The following is a 15467-nucleotide window of genomic DNA, read 5'->3' as shown; positions in this document are numbered from 1 at the left end:
GTCGGATCTGTCGCGCACATAGGACAACGTCGACCAGTAAACATAGGCGAAGATCGCGGAGACGATCAGGCCAAAGACACCGATGGCGATCAACGCCAGGCGGAACGTCGACGACTTGAGGGTCTTAGCCAGGAGCACGGAGGCAATATCCGATGCCGCGGATGGTATGGATCAGCGGATAGGCCTGGGCATCGTCGACCTTGCGACGAACGCGCCCCACATAGACGTCGATGATATTGGTCGACGGATCGAAATGCAGGTCCCAGACGTGCTGAAGCAGCATCGCACGAGATACGACGCGGCCCTCGTTGCGGACGAGATATTCGAGCAGCTGGAATTCGCGCGGCAGCAGCGGAATCTTGCGGCCGCGGCGGCTGGCGCTGCGTGCGATCAGGTCGATCGAAAGATCGCCGACGCGCAGAAGCGTCTCCTTGGCAATGGTCTCGCTGCGGCGGCCGAGTGCTTCGAGCCGCGCCAGCAATTCGGTGAAGGAGAACGGCTTGACGAGATAATCGTCGCCGCCGGCGCGCAGTCCGCGCACGCGGTCGTCGACTTCGCCGAGCGCGGAGATGATCAGGAACGGCGCGGCGACGCCATCGTCGCGCAACTGGCGCATCACGCTGATGCCGTCGATATCGGGCAGCATGCGGTCGATGGTGATCACGGCATAGTCACGCGCGGCGCCGTGGCTCAGGGCTTCGCGGCCATTCGCCGCCAGATCCACATCATAACCGCTGGTGGTGAGCTCCTCGACGAGCTGACCTGCGGTTTCCGGATCGTCCTCGACGACCAGGATGCGACGGTGGGCACCGGTCATATTCATGAACTCTCCGAGCTGTCTTGAACTCTCCGAGTTCGCAAACTCTCCGAGCGGCCGCCCCGCGACAATCGCCGCCAGACTATCCCATTCCGGGGCTGGATGGAACGTCTGGCGACGACCGCGACAACGGTGCGGTTGGTTGGGCGATCACCAATAGTCCCCGCACACATTGACCCATTGCAGACCGTAGGCCGTCCATACCCTGCGATAGCAGCCATAGTCATAGCCGGCGTAGAGATAGGGCGCGCCGAAGAATGCGAAGCGATGGAAGCGGTGGTGGCGGAAGCCGCCATGATGGAAGAAGCGCGAACCGCGGAATCCGGCGCCGGCAAACCGCGGGCCGATCGCCGGTGCACCGACGAAGCGGGGACCACCAACGTGCCCGCCGGCGAAATGTCCGCCACCGCCCATGGCGGCGAACGCCGCTCCACCACCACGCATCCCGCCGCCGAAACCACCGCCATGCATGCCGCCGCCAAAGCCGCCACCATGCATGCCGCCACCCATGGCACCCATGGCACCACCAACGCCACCGCCGTGGCCGCCACCGAAGCCACCGCCGCCGCCATGTCCGCCGCCACCACCGCCACCTCTGGCGAGGGCAGCGGGTGCAAGCGCAACGCTGACGGCGAGCGTCGCTGCCGTGAGACACTTAAGAAGCCTGTTCTTCATGAAACCCTCCCTGATTGAGACCGCGGCGAATTCGTATCGCCGCACGCGAGCATGATCAGAAGACGCAAGCCGATGCCCGACTTCAACTGACAAATGCGCCAGATTCTGACACCCGATTTAGAATTGGCGTGCCGGCATGCCGAGCGGCGGATGCCTGGATCCGCCGCCACGATTGCGTTGGCCGGGATCGACGGACATTTGGCTGGAATCAGCGGATAGCGCTCGTTGAATCGATCGGCCGCGGTTCTTAATCCTGCAGCTGTTGGAGAACAACGACGGCGTCGAGGGATCGCAGACCCGCTTCACAATTTGTCGATCACCGGACTTTTCCCCCTCCCCGCCGGCCGTCATCCAACCCGCGATGCAATCGCCTTTCGCCTGGCCTCCCTGCGGGGCGCTGGGACGGCGAGGTGCTGACCTTCAGCAAGGAGCTTTCGATGAGCGACGAGACCAAAAGACCGTTTCTGACCCACGCCTCCGGCGCCCCCGTTGCCGATAATGTGAACATCCTGACGGCGGGGCCGCGCGGACCCGCATTGCTGCAGGACATCTGGCTGATCGAGAAGCTGGCGCATTTCGACCGCGAGGTGATCCCGGAGCGGCGCATGCATGCCAAGGGATGGGGCGCCCACGGCACCTTCACCGTCACCCAGGACATCACCCGCTACACCAAGGCCAAGATCTTCTCGGAGATCGGCAAGCAGACGCCGATGTTCGCGCGGTTCTCGACCGTCGCCGGCGAGCGCGGCGCGGCCGACGCCGAGCGCGACATCCGCGGCTTTGCGCTGAAGTTCTACACCGAGGAAGGCAACTGGGACATGGTGGGCAACAACACCCCCGTGTTCTTCTTCCGCGATCCCCTGCGTTTCCCCGACCTCAATCACGCGATCAAGCGCGATCCGCGGACGGGGATGCGCAGCGCCGACAACAATTGGGATTTCTGGACGCTGCTGCCGGAGGCGCTGCATCAGGTCACCATCGTCATGAGCGAGCGCGGCATTCCCAGGAGCTATCGTCACATGCACGGGTTCGGCAGCCATACCTACAGCATGATCAATGCCGACAATGAGCGCGTCTGGGTGAAATTTCATTTCCGCACCCGGCAGGGCGTCCAGAACCTGACCGATGCCGATGCCGAGGCGCTGGTCGGCAAGGACCGCGAGAGCCACCAGCGTGACCTGTTCCAGAGCATCGAGCGCGGCGACTTCCCGCGCTGGACTCTGTTCATCCAGGTGATGACCGATGACCAGGCCAAAGCGTTCCCGTTCAACCCGTTCGATCTGACCAAGGTCTGGCCCAAGGCGGATTTTCCGTTGATCGAGGTCGGATATTTCGAGTTGAACCGGAATCCGGAGAACGTCTTCGCCGAGGTCGAGCAGGCGTCGTTCTCGCCGGCCCATGTCGTGCCCGGCATCGGCTTCTCGCCCGACAAGATGCTGCAGGCTCGCCTGTTCTCCTATGGAGACGCGGCGCGCTATCGCCTCGGCGTCAACCATCATCTGATTCCAGTCAATGCGCCGAAATGTCCATTCCACAGCTATCACCGCGACGGCGCGATGCGCACCGACGGCAATCTGGGCGCCACGCTGACATACTGGCCGAACAGCCATGGCGAGTGGACGGATCAGCCGCAGCTGAACGAGCCGCCACTCGAATTGTCAGGCGCGGCCGCGCATTGGGATCATCGCGTGGATGACGACCACTGGCAGCAGCCGGGCGACCTGTTCCGCAAGATGAATGCCGCGCAAAAGCAGGCTCTGTTCGACAACACCGCCCGTCAGGTCGGCAATGCGTCGAAGCACATCCAGGAACGGCACGTCGCGAATTGCAGCAAGGCCGACCCGGCCTACGGCAAGGGCGTCGCGGATGCGCTGGCGAGGTTTGCGGCGGGCAATTTGTAGCGAACGCCGGAGCGAATTAAGTACCGCATCCCGTCATCCCCGCGCAATGGCGCAGCCATTGTCGCTGGAGGTGCGCGCGCAGCGCGCCTCGAAGGATGAACGGCCACAGCCGGACCGTCGTGCTTCGGGACGGCCGCTCCGCGGCCTCCTCAGCATGACGGGAACGGAATTGTGCCCGCGCGGACTAGGTCGGCTTGCCGCGTCCGTTCTTCTCGGCCGCGCGGCGCAGTGCGTCGGCGAGCGCGCCGCCGCCGGACTGCTCCTGCGGCCGGCGCGGAGCCGACGACGTCATCTTGCCGGAGCCGCGCGAGAAATCGCGCGACAGCGCCGCATTGTCCTTCTTAGGCCCGACCTCGTCGTCGAGGCGCAGCGTCAGCGAGATGCGCTTGCGGGCGACCTCGAAGTCCAGCACCTTCACCTTGACGATATCGCCCGGCTTCACCACCTCGCGCGGATCCTTGATATAGGTCTTGGACATCGCCGAGATGTGCACGAGGCCGTCCTGGTGCACCCCGATGTCGACGAAGGCGCCGAAGGCGGCGACGTTGGTCACGGTGCCCTCGAGGATCATGCCCTTCTTGAGATCCTTGATCTCCTCGACGCCCTCCTTGAACACCGCGGCCTTGAACGCGGGGCGCGGGTCGCGGCCCGGCTTTTCCAGCTCGCGCAGGATGTCGGTGACGGTCGGCAGGCCGAAAGTCTCGTCGACGAAGGATTGCGGCTTGAGACCCCGCACCACGTCGGCATTGCCGATCAGCGCCTTGATGTCGCTCTTGGTCGCCGCGAGAATTCGGCGCACCACCGGATAGGCTTCCGGATGCACGCCGGAGGCGTCGAGCGGGTCCTCGCCGCCGAGGATGCGCAAAAAGCCCGCGCACTGCTCGAACGCCTTGGGCCCGAGCCGCGGCACGTCCTTCAGTGCCTTGCGGGACTTGAATGGGCCGTTGGCATCGCGGTGCTGCACAATGCTTTGCGCCAGTCCCTGGCCGATGCCCGACACCCGCGCAAGCAGCGGCGCGGAGGCGGTGTTGACGTCGACGCCGACGGCGTTCACGCAGTCTTCGACCACCGCATCGAGCGATTTTGCGAGCTTGGCCTGGCCGAGGTCGTGCTGATACTGGCCGACGCCGATCGCCTTGGGCTCGATCTTGACGAGTTCGGCAAGCGGGTCCTGGAGCCGCCGCGCGATCGAGACGGCGCCGCGCAGGGTGACGTCGAGGCCGGGCAATTCCTCCGAGGCGAAAGCCGAGGCCGAATAGACCGACGCGCCGGCTTCCGACACGACGATTTTGGTCATCTTCAATTCGGGCAGGCCCTTGACGAGGTCCGCGGCGAGCTTGTCGGTCTCGCGCGAGGCGGTGCCGTTGCCGATCGCGATCAGCTCGACGCGATGTTTCAGCGCGAGCCTGCCGAGCGTCGCCAGCGACTCGTTCCACTGCCGCTGCGGCTCGTGCGGGAAGATCGCCGTATGCGCCACCACCTTGCCGGTCGCATCGACGACCGCGACCTTGACGCCGGTGCGGTAGCCGGGATCGAGCCCCATGGTGACACGGGTGCCCGCCGGCGCGGCCAGCAGGAGGTCCCGCAAGTTGGAGGCGAACACGCGCACGGCCTCGGTCTCGGCCGCATTCCACAGCCGCATGCGCAGGTCGATGTTGAGATGCACCTGGATCTTGGTGCGCCAGGCCCAGCGCACGGTGTCGATCAGCCATTTGTCGCCCTTGCGGCCCTGGTTGGAGATCGCAAAGCGGTTCATGATCTTAAGCTCGTAGAGGCCGGGCTGGCCGACGACCGGCTCCTGCGCCTCCGGCTTGATCGCGAGATCGAGGATCTCTTCCTTCTCGCCGCGGAACATCGCGAGAATGCGATGCGATGGCAGCTTGGTCAGCGGCTCGGAGAAATCGAAATAGTCGGCGAACTTCTCGCCCTCGGTCTTCTTCCCGGTGCGGACGGTCGAGGCCATGATGCCGTTCGACCACATCTCCTCGCGCAGCGCGCCGATCAGGTCGGCATCTTCGGCGAAGCGCTCGACCAGGACCGCGCGCGCGCCGTCGAGCGCCGCGGCGACGTCGGCGACCTGCTTCTCGGCATTGACGAAGGGCGTCGCGGCCTCGTTCGGATCGCTCTCGGGCTGCGTCAGCAGCTGATTGGCGAGCGGCTCCAGGCCCGCTTCCTTGGCAACTTCCGCCTTGGTGCGGCGCTTCGGCTTGAACGGGAGATAAATGTCTTCGAGGCGCGCCTTGCTGTCGGCGGCCATGATCGTGGCTTCGAGGGCTGCATCGAGCTTGCCCTGCTCGCGGACCGAATTGAGCACCGCGGTGCGGCGCTCCTCGAGCTCGCGCAAATACGTCAGCCGCTCCTCCAGCGTGCGCAGCTGGGCGTCATCAAGCGCGCCGGTGAGCTCCTTGCGGTAGCGGGCGATGAAGGGAACCGTGGCGCCGCCGTCGAGCAGCGTCACCGCCGCCTCGACCTGCTCGGCGCGAACCCCAAGCTCCTGCGCAATTTGATGATGAATCTTTGCCACGCCTGTCTCTCTGAAATTCCGTTGCGCCGCCGGATCACTGATGGCGCGGAGGCCGCTTATGAACCATCCCGGATTGATTCATCAAGGCGCGCTGTGGATCAAATTGGGCGCGGGCTGCAATCTATTTCCGGGATGTTGACCGTCCGCGGCTTGACAAATAGATGCGCGCCGCATTGCCGCCGAAAAATCGCGGCCCTCGCGTCACTTGACAAATCAGCCAGCAAGGTCTCCGCCGCCGCGAGCCAGTGCCCATAGCCGCCCGCGAGATTGACGACGGGCCAGTCGCTGCCCCACAGCATCCGCTGCGGCCCGAAACATGCCAGTGCATGATCCACAGCCTCGCTGAGATCGGCGACCTGCCAGTTCGGTGCCGCCTCAGTCGCAAGGCCCGAGAGTTTGCAGACGACGTTGGATCGTGTGGCGAGGCTTGCGATGTCGTCCTTCCAGGCCGCGATGTCGCCGGTCGCAAGGTGCGGCTTGCCGAAATGGTCGAGCACGAATTGCAGGTCCGGATGGCGATCGACCACCTGAATGAGCCGCGGCAAATGGCGCGGCAGCACCAGCGCGTCGAAGACGAGGTCACGCCGCGCCATGGCCTCGAACGGCGCCGCCAGTTCGGCGCGCAGCAGCCAGTCGTCATCGGCGATGTCCTGCATCATCGGCCGCAGCCCGACGAGGAGCTCGCGCCCGGCGATCGCATCGATCCGCGCCGCGGCATCGGCGGCGTCGAAGTCGACCCAGCCGACCACGCCGCGCACCTGCTCGGCGCCTTTTGCGATATCAAGCAAAAATGCGGTCTCCGCTTCGGTCGGCGCGGCCTGCACCAGGATGGTGCCTTCGATCCCGGCCGCGGCGAGATGCGGCGCGAGATCGGCCAGGCCGAAGTCGCGGTAGATCGGCCCGCGCTCGGGCGTCAGCCAGCCGTAATCCGCGCGCGCCAGGGTCCAGACATGGTGATGGGCGTCGATCCGCATCATGCCGGCACCGGCGCATGCTGGTCGAGCAGCCCCTCATTCTTCAGGTCGCGCCACAGCGCGGCAGGCACGGGCGACGACACCGCGGCGACGTTGCGCTCGACCTCCTGCGGCGTCTGCGCGCCGAGCACGAGGCTTGCCACCGCCGGATGGCCGAGCGCGAAATGCAGCGCCGCGGTCGGCAGCGCCACGTTGTGGGCGCGGCAGACCCGATCGATCGCCGCCACCTTCCGCATCACGTCCGGCGGCGCGTCCTTGTAATTGTACTTGGCACCGGCAACCGCGCCGGTCGCCAGGATGCCGGAGTTGAAGACGCCACCGAGCATCATGCCGATGTCCCTTGCTTGCGCCAGCGGCAGGAATTCGGCGAGCGCGGGTTGCTCGAGCAGCGAGTAGCGGCCGGCGAGCAGCATGGTGTCGAACGTTCCGGCCTTGGCGAAGCGCCCGCACATCTCGGCCTCGTTGACGCCGATCCCGATCCCCTTGACCACGCGCTCGGAACGCAGCTTGTCGAGCGCAACATAGGCGCCCTCCATCGCCTCGCGAAACCGCGCCTCGATCGCGTCAGCTCCGTGGGTCCAGACGTCGACGTCGTGGATCAGTAGCAGGTCGATGCGATCGGTGCCGAGCCGCAGCAGCGACTGCTCCACCGAGCGCATGGTGCCGTCATAGGAATAGTCGAACACCGCGCGATGCGGCGCGCCGCCGGCGAAGTTGGAGCCGTCGCCGCGGCCATGGAACGGGTCCATCCAGCGCCCGACCTTGGTGCAGACGACGACGTCGTCGCGCGCCACGCGGCGCAGCGCGGTGCCGCTGCGGTGTTCGGCGAGGCCATGGCCGTAGAGCGGCGAGGAATCCAGCAGGTTGACCCCCAGCGCGAATGCCCGCTCCACCGTCGCAATCGCAGCAGTGTCGTCGAGCCGTGCGAACAGGTCGCCGAGCGGCGCCGTGCCGAAGCCGAGAATGGAGACATCGAGCCCGGTCCGGCCGAGCCTGCGGCGTGGCAGTGCCGGGGAGCCCGGATCGGAGGATTGTTGTTGGGTCATTATGGCCTCCCGCCTGCGTTTCTTGTTAGCCCCTCATCAGACTAGCGTCGTTGACCGGGATCGTGAAGAGACCTTGGCGGCCGACGCCGCGGTGAGGTCTCTCATCGCGCACGCACCACATCGCTAAAATGCAATGCACAGCTTCACGTTGCCTATCGGCGGGAAATAGGCTATGGGAGCTCCGCAACTTCAACGCAGGAGGCGACGATGTTCAGGTCTGCGCGCCTCCCGGGTTCGCCGCGCGATATTTGACGCGCGTCCCGGGATCGTATCCCGGGTGAAATCGCAACACCCACACGCAATCGAATCTGCTGCGAGCCTTCGGCTCCGCGCTTGCGGAACTTTTGTCATGACCTCGACGCTTCCGGTGGCCTCTCGTCGCGAGGCCACACGCTCCGCGCTGCTCGAACGTCAGCTGCAGAGGTATCATCCGAACGTTCAGGGAAAGGTCCGCGCGCTGGCCATGCGGCACACGCGTCTTGCGGACCTTGCCGCGAGCTTTCCTGCGCTGCTGTTCGCGCTGGCGGTCCCGCGAGCCGGGATCGCTTCGGCGCGCGCACGCGCATGCGTCGTCGACGGCCGCTCCCTCGCGGACGCCGCGGCCGCGGCGGGCATTCCGCTGTGGCTGCGCAGATTGCCGCCGGAGGCATTCACCGCTCCGATCACGGGACTGCCCGATGACGAGCTGTTTCGCCGACAGATCGCGAACCACCTGCCGTTATCACCGAAGCTCGCGCCGATCTGGCTGAGATCCGTCGCGGCGGTTGCCGAGCTCGCACATGGACCGGCGGCGGTCTGGATCGCGCGCGAGCTGGTCCGAGCGCCGCCGCGCACCGATCCTGTGCGATTGCGGCTCGTCGGCCTGTGGGCGTGGTTCTCCACGCAGCCGGCGACGCTGGGACATACGCTGATCGACCGGAGGTGGACGCCGAGCATGCAGATCGGCTCGGCGCTCGCGGCCGCCGATGCATGGAGCACGATGATCGCGCTGCATGTCAGCCTCGGCTCGGAGAAGATCGCGGATATGTGGCTGCAGCCGGGCCGCGTTGACGGTTACGACTTCATCCCGCTGAACTCGACCACGGATATCTCGGAGGAGGCGGAAGCGATGCAGAATTGCCTGCGCACCTACGGTCCCAACCTCGCCCACAATCGCTCGCGGCTGTGGAGCATCAGGCGGAATGGGCAACGCGTCGCCACCCTGAGAGTCGCGGCGCGTTTTGAGGGCCCGTTGCCAGGCATCGCCGAGCTCACCGGTATCCGGAACGCCGAGATGCCGCGCGAGGTCTGGTGGGCGGCGCGCCAATGGCTGCATAGCTACGGCCTGTTGCGGATGGAGGTCGAGCAACGCAGATGGGGCACCGCGCCTCTCGACCGCCGACCTGGCGCGCGATCTGGCGGCCGTACTGGCTCGCCAGGCGGCAGATTCCGGAATGGCTGCCGCTCGCTCCGTCGCGCAAGGCGCTCAATGCGCTGTGATGCGCATCCGCCACCGCCGTGTCGTTGCTAATCGTCGGCAACAATCTGCTGGGCAAGGTTGTCGACCACCACAGGACTCTCGAAATAGGTGACGATCGGATCGGCGCCATATTTCTCCCGTGCGCGGGCGCGCCACGCATCGGTGTACAGCGCCTCCGCCTCCACTCTCGAGTTCCAGAAATAGATGCCGCCGGCCGTCATCCCGTCCTCGGACAGCACATAGGTCTTTCGGGACAGCCCCAGAATGCCGCGATAGATCGGCGCGGTACTCAGGAAGATGCTGCGAGCTTCCTCGCGCGTGATCGGCTTCGGCAGCTTGAACGTCGTGACAGCGGTAATCATCCGGATCTCCTGCAGCATCATTCTTGACACGATCGTCAATATTGACATTAATGTCAAGAATGAATCGATGGAGCGAGCCGCATGGTGGGCGTGCGTCAGTTTGACGAAGACGAGATGATCGCAACCGCGCTCGACGTGTTCTGGCGCAAGGGCCTGCACGATGCGACCATGCAGGACCTCGCGGCCGCAACCGGCGTCCAGCGCGGCAGCCTCTACAACGCCTATGGCGACAAGGAAGCGATCTTCCTGCGCGCCTTCGATCAGTATGCCGCGCAATTCCTGGACGCGGCCAGCAGCGCGCTGGCGCAGGGCGATACCTCAGCGAGACTGAGGGACTTCTTTGACATGATCATCGTCAACATGACCGACGGCACGCCGCAGCGGGGCTGCCTGACCACGCGCACCGCGCTCGACGCGGCCATTTCGAGCCCGGATGTACGCCAGCGCGTGCAGGACGTGCTCACCCGGCTCGAGCAGCTGGTCGGCAAGGCCATCAGCGCGACGCCGAACAGGCGCAGCACGGCCGATGCAAACCGGCTGGCGCGCGTCATCGTGACGTTCACGCGCGGGCTCGCCGTGATGGAGCGCGCCGGATACAGCCGCAAGCAGTTGAGGGAATCCGCCACCACATTCATCGATGCCGTGATTGGCGACGCCTGAGGCGGCGTCCCTGTCCCGGCGACGGCGTCATCGTAAGGGAGAAACCAGCATGCAGGAACGGAACGGCGGCTGCCTGTGCGGCGCGGTGCGTTACACGTCAAGAGCGAACCGCGGAGCATCGCGATATGTCATTGCACACATTGCCAGCGGCAAAGCGGCAGCCTGTTTTCGTTCAACCTCGTGATCCGCGAAGCCGACTACCAGCAGTCGGGCGAGACGGTGGTGTTCGTCGACAAGGGCGACAGCGGCCATCCGGTCCATCGTCATTTCTGCGGGCGCTGCGGGTCCCCTCTGCTTGCGAAGACTGCATTGATGCCCGGCAAGGTCGTGGTGAAAGCCGGCACGCTCGACAGCATGGAGGGATTGCAGCCGCAAGCCGAGATCTATACCGATCGCGCCGTCGCATGGCTCGCGCCGATCCCCGGCGCTGCGCGCTTTGCCCGGAACGTGTGACCGGATGCGCCGGTCACGGACGCAGCGGGAAACGATTCAGCCTGGCCAGGGTTGCCTCCGTTCCGATTGCATCGGAACGGAGCTCTCGACTTTGCTTTGACGCGTTTTCTTCACGCGAACCGGTACTTCGCTCGAAAACGCTCCGGCGATCATTGACCGGCCGGCAATTCGGCGTAGTTGCCGTCCTTGTCACGGCGGTACACGACGTAGTCGATCAGGGTGATGTCACCCTTCGGCGTGTAGCTGATCTTGCCGAGCACGGTATCCCAGCTTCCGGCCTTGATGGCCGCCGCGACCTTCTTGGCGTCGGTGGTCTGGGCACGGGCCGCCGCCTGGCTCCAGATCTGGAACGCGGCATAGCTGTAGAGCGTGTAGCCGTCGGGATCGATGCCCTTGTCCTTGAACTTCTTCAAGGTCGCGGCCGCGGTCGCCTTCTTGCGCGGGTCGGGCGAGAAGGTGAACAGCGAGCCTTCGGCAAGCGGACCTGCGATCGCGGCGAACTGCTTGTCGACCAGGGCGTCGCCGCCCATCAGTACAGCATTGACGCCCTGCTCGCGCATCTGGCGCAGGATCAACGCAGCCTCGGCATAATAGCCGCCGACATAGACGAAATCGATCGACTCCTTCTTGAAGCGGGATACCAGAGCAGCAAAATCCTTGTCGCCCTTGGTATAGGCCTCATAAAGCTTTTCCTTCACCCCCGCGGCGTTGATGGCCTTCTTCGTTTCGTCGGCAAGGCCTTTGCCGTAGGTCGTCTTGTCGTGGATGATCGCGACGTTCTTGGTCTTGTAGTTCTTGATAATGTAGGCGGCCGCAACCGTACCCTGCTGGTCATCCCGGCCGCAGACACGGAACGTGTTCCACAGCCCGCGCTCGGTGAATTGCGGATTGGTCGAGCCCGGCGTGATCTGCAGCACATTGCCCTCGGCATAGGCGTCCGACGCAGGGATCGAGGTCGATGAGCAGAAATGCCCAACGACGAACGGAATCCTCGCGCCTGCCATCTTCTCGGCAACCGACACCGCCTGCTTCGGATCGCAGGCATCGTCGCCGACCTCCAGCTTCAGCTTCTTGCCAAGCACGCCGCCCGCCGCATTGATGTCGGCAATCGCGAGATCAGCACCGTTCTTGAACTGCTGGCCAAAGCTCGCCTCGGAGCCGGTCATCGGTCCGACCACGGCAACACTGATATCCTGCGCCATGGCGGCGCCGGACAAGGCTAGGCTCGCGCCGAGCGCAAGAAAATATCCTCGAAGTGCAAACTTCATCACATTCTCCTCGATGGTCTCAAGTCGCCTCAATGCATCGCAGTCGACGAATCCGCCGATTGCGACGATCACCGGGGGGCTGCCTTTTAAGCGCGAGACGATTGGCAGGCTCGGACTGGGGCGACGGGGATTGGACATATGCGACATCGGGCAACAATGTGAAACACGTTGTCGTGCATTGGCGTCTGGAATCGCCCGCAGCGGACGTGATTGGGCGGCGATGTTGTGTGCGCGACAGCACACAGGCTGGCGGAGAACGCTGTTTGCGACGTCGCCCCGAGATCGACCAAATGCCGGACGACGGCGCCGCGCAGCTCGGGCGTCGCGAGCTGGTAGCTGTCGTCAAGCTCCCTGATGTAGAGCGCCAGCAGACGCATCGCCTCGGTGTTCGAAGGCAACGGCCGGATCAGCATGTCCTCGGGATCGCGGACCAGCACCAGCGCCTTGCGCGGCAGCCTGAGACCGACGAAACGGCTCGGCGAGACCGGGACCACCATATTGCCGGCCTCCGTGCTCGACCGCAGCATGGCCTGCCCCGGGCCGAGCTCGACGTCGCGGCCGCGCGATCTTGAGGTTGCTGCACGCCCAGGATCCGATCCCGAGCCCAGGCAACTCGCGCACATTGGCTTCGGCATGGAACGCGCCGACGCTCAGCGGCTCCCGGATCGAGCTTCACGATCATCGGCCCGATCTGCTCGCGAAAGATCGGCAAGCGGTCGCGCTCGCCGAAATCCGCGGTCGAGAACCGAAACCCGGCGATATCCGGCGACTGCATCGTCATCGGCTGGTCCTCATCGCGGCGCTGATATGCGGCCGATTTGTGGCAGCATGACACCGCTCGAGCGCACGGGACCGTGCTTACACGTCGGCACTTTTGTTGCAGACAGGCGATGCTCGCCGGATCATCCTGACGTTCTTGCCGGGTCTGAAATCGCAACCAAGACCGAAATCGTGCTCGCTCGATATTGCCCGGCGTCGTCATCCAAGCCGTTACGCGGATTATAACGGTCAATAGTAATCCAAGCGCAGGTCACGTAACCTTCGGCCGCCAGAAGCCGCAATGGGAGGTCATCATGGTCAGCGATTTGGTGTTGACCGATATCCGCGCCGGATATCGCGTCGTGACGCTCAACGCCTTTCTCGAAAAGCGCGCGACGCGCTTTGTCGGACGAGCCAAAGCTTGAACGTTCGGATTGAACGTTCCACCGTCAAGGCGAGACGCATCATTGATCACAAGTCAGAAGGTCCAATTGCGATGACACAGCCTCAATCCAGTGGTGCACGGACGGCGGGCAACGTCATGAAGCTCGACAGCTTCGTGCGCGGAAAATGGTCCGGCCCGGGCGAACCGGCAGCCGAGATTCACAGTGCCGTCACCGGCGATGTGGTGGCGGTCACGACCAGGAGCGATCTCGACATGCGCGAGATCCTCGCCTATGGCCGCGCAATCGGCGGCAAACATCTCAGAAAACTGACGTTCCACCAGCGCGCGGGCCTACTGAAGGCGCTGGCCGACTATCTGACCCAGCACAAGGACCGGCTCTACAAACTGTCATTCCATGCAGGCGCAACCCGAACCGATGCAATGATCGACGTCGACGGCGGCATCGGCACGTTGTTCAACTATGCCGGCAAGGGCCGCCGTGAGCTTCCGAACAGCAAATTCCTGCTCGACGGCAATGTCGAGGGGCTCTCCAAGGGTGGCGCATTCGCCGGTCAGCATATCGTGACGCCGCTGCACGGTGTCGCCGTGCACATCAACGCATTCAACTTCCCGTGCTGGGGCATGCTGGAGAAGCTGGCGCCGGCGCTGCTGGCCGGCGTGCCCGTCGTGACCAAGCCCGCGACGGTCACCTCCTATGTCGCCCACGAGCTGGTCCGGATCATCACCGAATCCGGCGCGCTGCCCGAAGGCGTGCTGCAATTCATCATCGGATCGACCGGCGACTTGTTCGACCATCTGACCTGCCAGGACGTGGTGTCCTTCACAGGCTCGGCCGACACGTCGCAAAAACTGCAGCGGCATCCGGTCATCGCGCGCGAAGCGGTCAGGTTCATCGCCGAACGGGATTCGCTGAACGCCGCAATCCTCGCTCCGGACGCCGTACCGGGCAGTCCGGAGTTCAACCTCTTCGTCAAGGAAGTGGCGAAGGAGATGACGGTCAAGGCGGGGCAGAAATGCACCGCGATTCGCCGCGCGCTGGTGCCGTCAGCGCAGCTCGACGCCGTGATCACGGCGCTGCGCGACCGCCTGGCCAAGGTCACGATCGGCAATCCCGAAAACGACAAGGTCAGGATGGGGCCGCTGGTCGGGCTCGGCCAGCGGAGCGATGTGCTTGCCCATGTCGCGAAGCTTCGCACCGAAGCCGAACTGGTGGCCGGCGATCCCGGCGACTTCGCGCTGCTCGATGCCGACGCGACGCGCGGCGCTTTCATTCCGCCGCTGCTGCTGCATTGCGCCAAGCCGCTCGCCGCATCCGCGGTCCACGAGATCGAGGCGTTCGGGCCTGTCAGCACCGTGATGGGTTACGACGACCTGGAGCAGGCGATCGCGCTGACCAATCGCGGCGGCGGCAGCCTCGTCGCATCCATCTACACGCACGACATCCCGGCCGCGACCGAACTGGCATTTGGCATCGGCAGTTTTCACGGCCGTGTCGCGATCATCGACCGCGACTGCGCGAGCGAGCACACCGGACACGGTTCGCCGATGCCGCAGATGGTTCACGGCGGCCCCGGCCGGGCCGGCGGCGGCGAGGAACTGGGCGGCGTCCGCAGCCTCCAGCACTACATGCAGCGCACCGCCTTGCAGGGCTCGCCGACGATGCTGAGCGGCGTCACCGGCCGCTGGTTCAAGGGCAGCCCGATGCTCGAAGGCGACCTGCACCCGTTCCGCTATCACTATGACGATCTCGAGATCGGCCGCACGCTGGTCTCGAAGGCACGGCAGATCACGCTCGACGACATCGAGCACTTCGCGCATTTCACGGGCGACACCTTCTACGCCCATATGGACGAGGAAGCGACCAAGGGGCATCCGTTCTTCCCGGGCCGCGTCGCGCATGGCTACCTGCTGCTGTCGTTTGCGGCCGGCCTGTTCGTCGATCCCGACTATGGGCCGGTGCTGGCGAATTACGGCCTCGACTCGCTGCGCTTCGTCAAACCCGTCCAGCCTGGCGAACAGATCCAGGTGCGGCTGACCGCGAAGGAGAAGATGCCGCGCAACAAGCAATATGGCGAGGTACGCTGGGACGTCGAGATCACGACCGGCACCGGCGAAACCGCGGCGACCTACGAGCTGCTGACCATGAACGCGATGCGGGGTTAA

The 15467-nt window shown here is 64.9% G+C and carries 14 protein-coding genes; 6 read left to right on the top strand and 8 right to left on the bottom strand.

Translation table 11 applies throughout. The features are described 5' to 3' along the window. Positions 1 to 124: 124 nt before the first annotated feature. Together RX327_RS09980 and RX327_RS09975 are read right to left on the bottom strand one after the other, a co-directional pair. Positions 125 to 817, bottom strand: coding sequence for a response regulator transcription factor (locus tag RX327_RS09980; protein ID WP_317251229.1), 693 nt, complete (start codon positions 815 to 817; stop codon positions 125 to 127). Positions 818 to 967: 150 nt separating this feature from the next. After that, positions 968 to 1492 carry a hypothetical protein gene (locus tag RX327_RS09975; protein WP_080667014.1) on the bottom strand — a complete coding sequence of 175 codons (525 nt, stop codon included), beginning with the start codon at positions 1490 to 1492 and terminating at the stop codon, positions 968 to 970. A gap of 437 nt (positions 1493 to 1929) precedes the next feature. On the opposite strand from RX327_RS09975, the gene RX327_RS09970 reads away from it, so the two are divergent. Beyond that, positions 1930 to 3393: a catalase gene (locus RX327_RS09970; protein WP_317250137.1), complete on the top strand. Its 1464-nt coding sequence runs from the start codon at positions 1930 to 1932 to the stop codon at positions 3391 to 3393. A 184-nt stretch (positions 3394 to 3577) separates the two neighbouring features. Here RX327_RS09970 and RX327_RS09965 read toward each other — a convergent pair whose 3' ends face one another. The 3 genes from RX327_RS09965 to RX327_RS09955 all read right to left on the bottom strand — a co-directional run bounded on the left by RX327_RS09965 (position 3578) and on the right by RX327_RS09955 (position 7937). Then, a complete protein-coding gene (locus tag RX327_RS09965; RefSeq protein WP_317250136.1) occupies positions 3578 to 5917 on the bottom strand; it encodes a Tex family protein in 2340 nt (779 codons plus the stop codon). A 98-nt stretch (positions 5918 to 6015) separates the two neighbouring features. After that, positions 6016 to 6894: an amidohydrolase family protein gene (locus RX327_RS09960; RefSeq protein WP_244482616.1), complete on the bottom strand. Its 879-nt coding sequence runs from the start codon at positions 6892 to 6894 to the stop codon at positions 6016 to 6018. After that, positions 6891 to 7937: an aldo/keto reductase gene (locus RX327_RS09955; protein ID WP_050387461.1), complete on the bottom strand. Its 1047-nt coding sequence runs from the start codon at positions 7935 to 7937 to the stop codon at positions 6891 to 6893. Before RX327_RS09955 ends, RX327_RS09960 begins: the two co-directional genes overlap by 4 nt. Positions 7938 to 8286: 349 nt before the next feature. On the opposite strand from RX327_RS09955, the gene RX327_RS09950 reads away from it, so the two are divergent. Then, the gene (locus RX327_RS09950; RefSeq protein WP_244482617.1) at positions 8287 to 9447 is read left to right on the top strand and encodes a hypothetical protein; all 1161 of its coding nucleotides are present in this window, start codon (positions 8287 to 8289) and stop codon (positions 9445 to 9447) included. Here RX327_RS09950 and RX327_RS09945 read toward each other — a convergent pair. Further along, a complete protein-coding gene (locus tag RX327_RS09945; RefSeq protein WP_050387586.1) occupies positions 9444 to 9758 on the bottom strand; it encodes a hypothetical protein in 315 nt (104 codons plus the stop codon). The two genes, RX327_RS09950 and RX327_RS09945, sit on opposite strands and share 4 nt — an antisense overlap. Before the next feature lie 81 nt (positions 9759 to 9839). Here RX327_RS09945 and RX327_RS09940 point away from each other — a divergent pair, with 81 nt between their 5' ends. Both RX327_RS09940 and RX327_RS09935 read left to right on the top strand, forming a co-directional pair. Next, entirely contained in the window at positions 9840 to 10418 is a 579-nt protein-coding gene (locus RX327_RS09940) for a TetR/AcrR family transcriptional regulator (RefSeq protein ID WP_050387462.1), read from the top strand. A 180-nt stretch (positions 10419 to 10598) separates the two neighbouring features. Then, positions 10599 to 10871: a GFA family protein gene (locus RX327_RS09935; protein WP_244482618.1), complete on the top strand. Its 273-nt coding sequence runs from the start codon at positions 10599 to 10601 to the stop codon at positions 10869 to 10871. A gap of 149 nt (positions 10872 to 11020) precedes the next feature. Here the strand turns inward: RX327_RS09935 and RX327_RS09930 are convergent, their stop codons facing one another. Next, positions 11021 to 12139, bottom strand: a complete 1119-nt coding sequence (locus RX327_RS09930; RefSeq protein ID WP_050387587.1) for a branched-chain amino acid ABC transporter substrate-binding protein — start codon at positions 12137 to 12139, stop codon at positions 11021 to 11023. An 86-nt stretch (positions 12140 to 12225) separates the two neighbouring features. Then, positions 12226 to 12666, bottom strand: a complete 441-nt coding sequence (locus RX327_RS09925) for a hypothetical protein (protein WP_050387463.1) — start codon at positions 12664 to 12666, stop codon at positions 12226 to 12228. Positions 12667 to 12713: 47 nt separating this feature from the next. Between RX327_RS09925 and RX327_RS09920 the strand changes: the two genes are divergently transcribed. Next, on the top strand, positions 12714 to 12971 hold the full coding sequence (locus RX327_RS09920; protein ID WP_317250135.1) for a hypothetical protein: 258 nt from the start codon (positions 12714 to 12716) through the stop codon (positions 12969 to 12971). A gap of 468 nt (positions 12972 to 13439) precedes the next feature. Further along, entirely contained in the window at positions 13440 to 15467 is a 2028-nt protein-coding gene (gene paaZ, locus RX327_RS09915; protein ID WP_050387464.1) for a phenylacetic acid degradation bifunctional protein PaaZ, read from the top strand.

The organism is Bradyrhizobium sp. BEA-2-5 (assembly GCF_032918025.1).
GTDB classification, from domain to species: Bacteria; Pseudomonadota; Alphaproteobacteria; order Rhizobiales; family Xanthobacteraceae; genus Bradyrhizobium; species Bradyrhizobium pachyrhizi.
Note: the sequence above shows the minus strand (reverse complement) of the source record. Positions and strands in the feature narration are given on the sequence as shown.

Bases quoted from the DNA above. Each gene is read 5' to 3' on its own strand.
- RX327_RS09925 (WP_050387463.1), bottom strand. From the start codon at position 12,666: ATGCTGCGGTCGAGCACGGAGGCCGGCAATATGGTGGTCCCGGTCTCG.
- RX327_RS09960 (WP_244482616.1), bottom strand. From the start codon at position 6,894: ATGATGCGGATCGACGCCCATCACCATGTCTGGACCCTGGCGCGCGCG.
- RX327_RS09955 (WP_050387461.1), bottom strand. From the start codon at position 7,937: ATGACCCAACAACAATCCTCCGATCCGGGCTCCCCGGCACTGCCACGC.
- RX327_RS09950 (WP_244482617.1), top strand. From the start codon at position 8,287: ATGACCTCGACGCTTCCGGTGGCCTCTCGTCGCGAGGCCACACGCTCC.
- RX327_RS09930 (WP_050387587.1), bottom strand. From the start codon at position 12,139: ATGAAGTTTGCACTTCGAGGATATTTTCTTGCGCTCGGCGCGAGCCTA.
- RX327_RS09940 (WP_050387462.1), top strand. From the start codon at position 9,840: ATGGTGGGCGTGCGTCAGTTTGACGAAGACGAGATGATCGCAACCGCG.
- paaZ (WP_050387464.1), top strand. From the start codon at position 13,440: ATGAAGCTCGACAGCTTCGTGCGCGGAAAATGGTCCGGCCCGGGCGAA.
- RX327_RS09980 (WP_317251229.1), bottom strand. From the start codon at position 817: ATGACCGGTGCCCACCGTCGCATCCTGGTCGTCGAGGACGATCCGGAA.
- RX327_RS09945 (WP_050387586.1), bottom strand. From the start codon at position 9,758: ATGATTACCGCTGTCACGACGTTCAAGCTGCCGAAGCCGATCACGCGC.
- RX327_RS09975 (WP_080667014.1), bottom strand. From the start codon at position 1,492: ATGAAGAACAGGCTTCTTAAGTGTCTCACGGCAGCGACGCTCGCCGTC.
- RX327_RS09970 (WP_317250137.1), top strand. From the start codon at position 1,930: ATGAGCGACGAGACCAAAAGACCGTTTCTGACCCACGCCTCCGGCGCC.